This is a genomic window from Lysinibacillus sp. NPDC095746 (assembly GCF_044763535.1).
GTDB lineage: Bacteria > Bacillota > Bacilli > Bacillales_A > Planococcaceae > Lysinibacillus.
On record NZ_JBIWGL010000056.1, the window covers coordinates 1 to 9,124 of the forward strand.

At 35.7% G+C, this 9,124-nt stretch carries 8 protein-coding genes and 1 pseudogene; 6 read left to right on the forward strand and 3 right to left on the reverse strand.

The features are described from left to right. Positions 1–232: 232 nt before the first annotated feature. Together ACIQ7N_RS23275 and ACIQ7N_RS23280 are read right to left on the reverse strand one after the other, a co-directional pair. Complete coding sequence (locus tag ACIQ7N_RS23275; RefSeq protein WP_402936588.1) at positions 233–586, reverse strand: DUF4260 family protein; 354 nt, start codon at positions 584–586, stop codon at positions 233–235. A gap of 247 nt (positions 587–833) precedes the next feature. Then, positions 834–1,013, reverse strand: a complete 180-nt coding sequence (locus tag ACIQ7N_RS23280; protein WP_402936590.1) for a MerR family transcriptional regulator — start codon at positions 1,011–1,013, stop codon at positions 834–836. 594 nt (positions 1,014–1,607) lie between these two features. On the opposite strand from ACIQ7N_RS23280, the gene ACIQ7N_RS23285 reads away from it, so the two are divergent. The 5 genes from ACIQ7N_RS23285 to ACIQ7N_RS23305 all read left to right on the forward strand — a co-directional run bounded on the left by ACIQ7N_RS23285 (position 1,608) and on the right by ACIQ7N_RS23305 (position 6,830). Beyond that, a complete protein-coding gene (locus ACIQ7N_RS23285; protein WP_402936592.1) occupies positions 1,608–3,056 on the forward strand; it encodes a GGDEF domain-containing protein in 1,449 nt (482 codons plus the stop codon). A 231-nt stretch (positions 3,057–3,287) separates the two neighbouring features. Next, a complete protein-coding gene (locus ACIQ7N_RS23290; protein ID WP_132362843.1) occupies positions 3,288–3,803 on the forward strand; it encodes a sigma-70 family RNA polymerase sigma factor in 516 nt (171 codons plus the stop codon). Beyond that, on the forward strand, positions 3,790–4,452 hold the full coding sequence (locus ACIQ7N_RS23295) for a TIGR04104 family putative zinc finger protein (RefSeq protein ID WP_402936595.1): 663 nt from the start codon (positions 3,790–3,792) through the stop codon (positions 4,450–4,452). Before ACIQ7N_RS23290 ends, ACIQ7N_RS23295 begins: the two co-directional genes overlap by 14 nt. 147 nt (positions 4,453–4,599) lie before the next feature. Next, positions 4,600–5,175: a biotin transporter BioY gene (locus ACIQ7N_RS23300; protein WP_402936597.1), complete on the forward strand. Its 576-nt coding sequence runs from the start codon at positions 4,600–4,602 to the stop codon at positions 5,173–5,175. Positions 5,176–5,243: 68 nt separating this feature from the next. Beyond that, positions 5,244–6,830 carry an amidohydrolase gene (locus ACIQ7N_RS23305; protein WP_402936598.1) on the forward strand — a complete coding sequence of 529 codons (1,587 nt, stop codon included), beginning with the start codon at positions 5,244–5,246 and terminating at the stop codon, positions 6,828–6,830. A 296-nt stretch (positions 6,831–7,126) separates the two neighbouring features. Here ACIQ7N_RS23305 and vanY read toward each other — a convergent pair whose 3' ends face one another. Next, positions 7,127–8,011 carry a VanY-A/VanY-F/VanY-M family D-Ala-D-Ala carboxypeptidase gene (gene vanY / locus ACIQ7N_RS23310; RefSeq protein WP_402936600.1) on the reverse strand — a complete coding sequence of 295 codons (885 nt, stop codon included), beginning with the start codon at positions 8,009–8,011 and terminating at the stop codon, positions 7,127–7,129. 174 nt (positions 8,012–8,185) lie between these two features. On the opposite strand from vanY, the pseudogene ACIQ7N_RS23315 reads away from it, so the two are divergent. After that, positions 8,186–8,985 (forward strand): annotated as a pseudogene (locus ACIQ7N_RS23315) (leucine-rich repeat domain-containing protein). Positions 8,986–9,124: the final 139 nt, after the last annotated feature.

Consider the following 9,124-nt stretch of genomic DNA (forward strand, 5'->3'; position numbering starts at 1 on the left):
TCCTCACTTTACTTTATTTTCGTGGTTGAAAACATTGTAACCAAGAGGAAAGAAAATGACCCCTTTTCTTTTTACACAATTATACGGACTCAATCTAAGAATCGCTGATAGAACCGTGAACATCGCTGATAGAACCGCGAACAACGCTGATAGAATCACAAACATCGCTGATAGAACCGCGAACATCGCTGATAAAACCAGCCAACCTATCGATACAATCGCAGCTTCTAACTTAAGCTATTTGTTGTAAATGGGTTTTAGTAAAGGCATCATCATATTTTAAACCATAGCCTAGCATACGATCTAAAAATATATGAGCAAGCCAAATGATTGTAGCCATTAGTAGCGGGGTCGATACTGTGATAAAGCCTATAGTCAAGAGAATAGCAGGCACGACTAAACTATGGCCAATATTGTAAAATAATGCGCCAATTCTAGTGTTAACGATGTAGCCTACCATCGTTATATCTGGTAGGAATAAAAGCAGGAAAAAATATAGGAACGAAAATTCAAAATACCAGTAGAAAAATACACTTCCTAAAAATGCTATTAAATATTCTAATGCGATCATTTTACGTATTTTCATTATGAACATTTCCTTCTTGTAATTTATTATACATATCCTCGATAAGTGAGCCGATGACCAACTTATTTTCTGCGTATTTTCCTTCAGCCATTAATGTTTGAGTGAGCTGTAAGGATTGAAGTGCCTGCTGATAAAAAAATAACTGCTGTTCAATGTTGGTGATCTTTGTTGAGAATAGCTGTACTGTTTGTTGATTGCAGGTATTTGAAGTTGGCTTTTGCTCTAGTGTCAGCAGCTGTTTAATTTCTTATAATGTAAAGCCGAGCTGCCTTAATACTAAAATAAATTTTATAGTTTGTTCACTAGTGACATCATACACTCGATAGCCATTGTCCTGTTTATGTGGATGTAGTAATCCTTCTTTTTCATAGTAACGTACGGTATCGGTAGATAAATTATACTTAGTTGCAAATTGTTTAATAAGCATGTGAGCACCTCCTAATTTTATCCTAACATTGGAGTGTGCTCCAAGGTCAATATGAATTTTCAAATTTTTATGAAATGAAGTGAAACGGTCATTTATTGGCAGTAGTTTATAGTGTAAGAGGGGGAGTTGGGAGGCATACTTGAAAAACCATGCAGAGCATTTCTTACGTCTAAACATATTTTTTGTGATAAATAGACACACGGCAGAGGACATTGTACTAGAGGTTTTATCAAATTTTTGCTGCAAGATTATGAAGAACCTGGACTGCTACGTGCTTTTTAACATTCTGAAACAAAGCAGATGAAGTGCCCAGCGACGGTAATTTTTATTCATTTCAAACATTCTGCAAGTCTCTTTAAAGAAGGGGGCTTGTTTTTTCTGTGTTGGGAAATTATAGTTTTTGTACTATCATAAATATTCAAAGGTCGTTTTTATAGGGATGTATATTATCTTTTTGGGATAAATGAATCACCGTATGGTATTTTAAGGTTAAATTTACTCATTAATTTACAAATAAATGAGTCTGAGGAATTGTAATATTATGCACATAAAGATAGTATTAAAGAAGTAGGGGTTAATATAAGGAGGGGCGGTATGAATACACAGGAGTTTGAAGAACTATGGATTACACTAAATGAATTGTATGATGCAAATCGCTTTATAGAATATATAGAATTAAGTAGTGCCGCAATTGAAAGTGCTATTGAGCTTGGTATGTATAAAAAAGCAATCCTGTTACTACGCTATAGCTGTGCAAGCTATTTCCAAACAGGTGATTTGCAAGTTTCTATTAGTGTACTTGAGAAGTATCGCGAATTAACCTTTCAATATGGCGATGATATTGATTTAATTCATCATTATATTATTGTAGCTATTTATTGGGGAACGTTTGGCCATATAAAGAAGTCTAAAGAGTTTATGATTAAGGGACTAAAGATTGCTGAGCGTATTCAACATATAGATAGTATAGGGAAAATATATAATAATTTGAGCGACTTAGAAAACTCTTCAGGGAACTATCAAAAAGCAAAGGATTTTGCATTAAAGAGCTTATACTATGCCAATTATTTTGAGACCAAGCATGAAAATCCATATTCAGGGATTATGTATTCAAAAATAAACTTAGCTGTTGCGCAAATTAGTTTGGAGGAATTTGATGAAGCAGCTGAATTATTGAAAGAGTTGTTAGTGACGATTCAGAAACCTCCTTATTCAAAGCTACAATTGGAGGTTATAAATGCCTATGCTTTACTTTGTGAAAAACAGGGACGCATTTGCGAGGCCATTGATTTGTATCAAAAGTCGAAGCACTATGCCTTAAAAAATAATGATTTATCTATGCTTCAAACGATCTACAATTCTTTGGTGAAGCTAATAGAAAAGCAAGGTAATAAACTTATATTGTGCTCGATACAAAAGGAATATATTAATGTTTTATTAGAAATTCAAAGGGAAAATTATACTCATTTATTATTTGAGATGGAGTACGATGACCAGAAAAAACATTTTGAAAAAACTTCTTACATTGATCCATTAACGAATATTTATAATCGACGCTATTTTGATCAGAAAGCAGAGAAAATGGTGGAGAAAGCTTCAGTAGATAATCAGCAATTAGCATTAATGATGATTGACTTAGATCATTTTAAAGAAATCAATGATACAAATGGTCATTTGTTTGGTGATGATGCTTTAACGATTACTGCAACTACATTAAAGGACTATTTTCAAGCATTTGAATCGATAGTAGCCCGTTTTGGTGGAGATGAGTTTATTGTACTTTGCAAATTACAGGAAGGTGAATCTGTTCAAACGATGACGGAAAATCTTTATCAAACATTAAATTCTCTGTCTTTACTAATTAATGATGAGACTGTCCATTTAGAATTTAGTATTGGTGTAAGTACAAATAAACAAGGCCAAATTACTGCGGTCGAAGAACTGATCCATAATGCGGACACAGCATTGTATACGTCCAAGCGCAATGGACGTAACCAAATTACGTTCTTTAATCAATATAATGATGTGGGAAATAGTATATAAACAGGTCAGATCATGGTACTGGCGAATTTTAAAATGTAAGCGTTCTATTCAGCGAAATGTTTTTAATTTCTTAAACATCCGCTAAAGATTTAATCATAAAGGATTTGCTTCATTTCAACGAACAGTCGTTGGAGTTTGGCAGATTCTTTTCTTTTTAAAAATTTTTTTAATAAAATGAATCGGAAATGAAGTGGCATCCGTCAGTAGTTTAGAAAGAAGGTGAGACAACAAATGGATATCGAAAAAATTATTGCAGAGCACGGTGATTACTTACTAAAGGTTGCTTATTTATATGTGAAAAATGAAGCAACGGCTGAGGACATTGTGCAGGATGTGTTTATCGCCTTTTATCAAAAGCAGGAGCAATTTCGTCAAGAATCATCATTACGTACATATTTAGTAAAAATGACGGTCAATCGAAGCCATGATTATTTGCGTAGCTGGAAAAGTAAACGACTGACACTCTTTGAAAAAATAACAGGGCGTACGACAGCAGTCACGCCTGAAAAGGAATTTCTTGCTAAGTCTACAAGACGAGAGCTAGTAGAAGCTTTGTTTACATTATCTGTTACATATAGGGAAGTATTAATTCTCTATTATTTTGAGGATATGACGACAGTAGAAATTGCGCAGCTCGTATGTTGTCCAGAAGCAACAATACGTACAAGATTACAGCGTGCGAGAAAGCAACTTGCAACAGCAATCGGTGATTATGATTGGGAGGTGTTACGCCATGAATCAATTTAAAGAAGATGTACTAAATGAACTTCAGGATGTAAAGCTTACAGATGAAAAAAAACAAGCAATAGCCCAAAAAGCTTATCGTAAAACGAAACAAAGAAGAAGTAGTCCGTGGCAATATCGTGTGGTATTAGCAACGTTTACGATTTTTGTCATTGGTTTTAGTTATTTATTATCACACAATAAAAAATCAGGGAATCATCAGGCAGCTAGCTTACAGCAAGAAGCGGATACATGGAGTATATTGACATTTTTACAAAACGATTTCGTAAAAGGTATTTTGCTTTTTAGCTTTTTGGTAAGCGTTGCCTTTATCGTTAAACTTGTGCTAATCAAGAAAGGATATGGCCTACCGGTGTGCATTGAGTGTGGGGAAACTTGGTCAGAGAAGCAAGCACGAAAAATGTACCGGAAAAATGGACAACTCGAGTGTCCTTATTGTGGGAAAAAACAATATCGTACAAAAAAATCTATGCAAATAGGTGGCATTTTAGCATTTCCGGTTCCTTTTTTTACTTTTATGCAATTTATTTTTAATAATATTACGATTGGGATTATTTTCTTTATAGCTGGCGTTCTTATTTATTATCGTCAATTAGCACCATATGTCTTTGATTTGCAAGAAAATGATCCTACCAACGATCCGCTTTGGTAATTTGTGAAGAGAAATTGCTAGTTCACTATAGCAATTTCTTTTTTTATAGCTATTTTTCAAAATAGATTGACAACAGTTTTTATTTGCTATATCTTTGTGTTAACTTATTTACAACATGAGTTAACGTACAAAAGGAGGCCATTTAGTTTGAAAAAGAGTAGTACATATAATTTTGTGTTAGCGGCATTTGGTGCAGCGATTATTGCTGTTCTTGCACAAGTAACGATTCCGCTACCACTTATTCCAATTACAGGACAAACATTAGCAGTAGGCTTAGTCGTAACGATTTTAGGGACAAGAGTTGGTACGCTATCAGTACTGCTTTATATTTTACTTGGTGCAGCTAGTCTTCCGGTATTTAGTGGTATGTCAGGGGGATTAGTTATTTTAGTTGGTCCTACAGGTGGCTATATTGTTGGATTCCTTGTTACGGCCATTATAATGGGCTTATACTTAGATACATTTGGACTGACTATTTTCCATGCAATTGTCGCGAACATCATTGGAATGGTTGTGACATTGTCGTTTGGAACGACTTGGTTAAAAATTGTCGGAGATTTAACTTGGACAACTGCTTTTATGGGTGGAGCGGCACCATTTATCGTCGTAGGTATTGTGAAAGCTGTTCTAGCAGCATGGTTTGGTGTAATAGTACGTCGACGCTTAGAGCGAGCACATTTAATTTCTTTCAGTGGGGTCCAAACACTCGCTGAAAGAAATTAAAGCCGATTCCGGACGGTAATAATACCGAGACATAATTAATTAGAAGCAATTGCATAGGAGGAATTGTTTTGGCAACATTATGGACAGGTGGGAAAATTTACACGATGGCGCAAGTTGGCGAAACAGTTGAAGCAGTCCTTGTAAAAGAAGGGAAAATTGTGGCGACAGGCTCGGTAGATAGCTTGTCGCCACATGCTACTTCTATTCAACATTTACAAGGGAATGTGATGTATCCAGGCTTTGTCGATAGTCATTTACATATTATTGGCTACGGGGAGAAATTAAAGCATATTGATGTATCGAACGTCAGAAGTAAGGACGAGCTACTGACGATTATTCATGAGCGGATGATGGAAGTTCCCGCAAATGAATGGGTAATCGCGATTGGGCTTAATGAGACGCAATTTATAGATCCTATTTTCCCGACATTAGCGGAGCTAGATGCCTTAGGGGAAGCACATTTAATTATTAAGCGTAGCTGTCATCATTTAATTTTGGCTAATTCCAAGGCGCTGGCATTTGCAGGAATAACTAAGGACACACGATCTCCAAAAGGTGGGGTCATTGATAAGGTGGATGGACAGCTAACAGGGGTTTTAAAAGATGCAGCATTGTATATGATTGTCAACCATATGCCTCATATTACGTCTGAATATATTGAGGATGCCCTCGAAAAGGCGGTAATATCGCTGCAATCATATGGTTTAGTGGGTGCTCATTCTGAGGATTTAAGCTATTACGGGCCTCCGCTGCAACCAATACATGCTTTTCGAAAGATCATCGAGGCAAAGCGTTCGTTTAAAGTTCATTTATTACAACACCACACGGTATTTGAGGAAGTTGCTAAGATGAAAGAAGTATCTTCTCCGTATTTAGAGTTTGGTGCCATGAAGATCTTTATCGATGGTGCCTTTGGAGGACGTACTGCTGCTCTTCGTGAACCGTACTGTGATGAACCAAGCAATTGCGGTATGCTTGTACATTCAACAGAACAACTAGTCGAATATGTAAAACTTGCACGTCAATATGGACAAACAGTGGCAGTGCATGCCATTGGCGATTTAGCCATTGAAACAATTTTACAAGTATTTGCTGCCCATCCGCCTCGTGAAGGTCAATTAGATCGTGTTATTCATTGTAGCTTAGTCGATGAAGGGATTTTAGAAAAACTCGCTGCGTTGCCTATCGCGGTGGATATGCAGCCTCAATTTGTGCAGGGAGAGTATGAGGCAGAACTAGCTAGGCTAGGGGAGGAACGGGCAAAAGGCTTACACCCATTAAAATCGCTACTAGATCGTGGATTAGTTGTTGCAGGCGGCAGTGATGCCCCGATTGAAGTGCCAAATCCCTTATATGGTATATATGCTGCAGTTACAAGGCGGAATTTTGGGGAATCGCATAATGGCTACGGTCCGGAAGAGAAGATTTCACGCTTTGAGGCAGTAAGGCTCTATACGATAGGAGCTGCACAAATAATAGCGCAAGACCATGCTCGAGGTAAGATTGAAAAGGGCTATACTGCAGACTTCACTATTTTAGAAGAAGATCTTTTTACAATAGCTATCGAAAATATTCCACAAGTAAAAGTCGCTTATACGGTTGTTGATGGCCGTATCGTTTATGAAAAGAGGCAAGGACAAAAGTATTTTAGCTAAAGTTAAACCCGAACAAATTGCAAGACACTCATACGGTGTTTTGCCATTGATCGGGTTTTTAAATATAATGCTTAATTTATTTGAAAGAATTCGGCTTTCGCAAAGAGCCTTATTAGTTATGTCTCAGCTTCTTTTGATAAATAATTAATAACAATAAACAACGGTTGATTTTCACACCGAGTGGCGCTTTCCACGGACTTGGTTTCAATCTACTTCATTGGGTGTTTCAGCGCAAGTCATTCCACAGGAGTCGCCACTTTCCGTGAAAAGTCGACTGTTTCATTTTCCTTGAGTTTCTACACGTTATCAGGAAATACTGTCACAATCACACCATCCGTATTATTGCCCGATACCTCATAACGAAGATTGGCCGGCACATTAATAGTGGTATTTTTAGTAACAGTATAATAAAAGATTTCATTTTTTTGACCATTTACAGTAACAGAAATATGTTTTTCTTCTTTTATATAGTCTAAATATTCCTCTAAAACAAAATTCTTTTCTTTCATAATCGCACTATGCGGTAAACCGACAAAGCGGATATGCCACGGTTCATTCATAATTCCCGTTATATCCGTTTTATCCTCAGGATAACGTAGCGTAAAACCGTATTTCCAAGCGTTCTCTGCAATCCACTCTCCCTCAGGTGCTACCTCCATCTTCCCTTGGGTACTCCCCACATCAAGCGATAAACCTAAATTGTGTTCGCTGTAACCTGCTGGCAAGGCACGATTGGAACCCATTTCTTTATAAAGTTTAGTTTGCTCATCAAATCCTCGAAAACCACTGGAAATTAAAAAATTAGAAACTCCATCTTTTTTCGCATCAAGAACCATATTCGAAAATTTACTTGCTATATCTTCCGATAAATATGTTTCGCTATTAAACACTCTGTATCCTTTTACTAATTCTTTGCGAGCATATAAATTAATGACATCTGATTTTATACTTTCATTGTGAACTGGGTGCTTACTGTTGACCAAAAGCAAATTTCCTTGATAAATTTGTTCTACTGGAATTTCTACTTTTTTCATAGTTCCAAGGGACAACTTACCCTCCACTACACCATTCGCATTATAGGCATTTACTATTACACCTTTTTCATCTTGAGAGAACGGTACTATCTTAAAGGCTGTCACACCTATACAAATTGCAAAAATTAAAAAGCCCAACTTTTTCATTCTTATTTTCTCCCTTATACTTCTTTATTTAAAAGATTATAAGTTAAATTAATGAAGAAAAAAGTAGGATAAATCTTAAGTTTGTCTTAATTTACTTACTTGTAATATGAAGCTCTTTTGTTCACTTATCACTTTTTTAACTAAAACCCTCACATCCACTAACGGGGGATTGAAATGCTGTTATTTCCTACTGGGGAACAACCAAAATTTATTAAGGATTTGAAAGACATTAAAGAGGTTCCAAAAGAAATAGCACTACAAGGCAAGACTCAAAATCTTGAGTATTTGAGTAACTATGCTGATATTGAAACAGTTTGGATATACACTGTTAATCAAAAGAATTTGATTTAATTATTAACTCCATCAATCCTAAAACATTATACATTTATGAAATGAGAGTTGAAGACTTATCAGCTTTAGAAAGGCTAAATGACGTAGAAAAGTTGTATCTTTGTTGGAATCCCAAAGCAATTAAATTATGGGATATATCGAAAAATCTTAATTTGAAATACCTTTCTATTGAGGATTTTAAACGGATGAATAACATTGACCCAATCGGATTGTGTTATTCCTTAGAGGAATTAAATTTGTCTGGTGGGATTTGGACACCCTTAAATATCGACACACTTGAACCTATTAAGCAGCTTCAAAACCTTAAAATTTTGGGATTATCAAACTTAAAACTAAAAGATGAATCTTTAGAGCCTATATCGCATTTAGAGAGTTTATTGGAACTCAGTTTATCGAACCAATTCCCTACTGAAGAGTTTGCAATGCTGTCTGTTAAGCTACCTCAAACTAAATGCGAATATTTCCATCCTTTCGTTAAACTGAATGATTGCTTGATAGATGGAAAAGATATTATGGTTATTGGAAAGCGAAAACCATTCTTGAATTCAACTAAAGATATTGAAAAGCTACAAAAGTACGAAAAACAGTTTAAAATGTTTCAAAAGAAATACCAAATAACTTAAATATTTCTTATTAAACTCCCATGAAAATAAAATCTCTGGCACTAAAAAAAGTCCATGCTCAAATAAACGCGACCTTTATATTCAAAAAAATGGTAGCGCCTAAATAGAGATCTGGTTTTAGATTGTATTAGGAAGCACT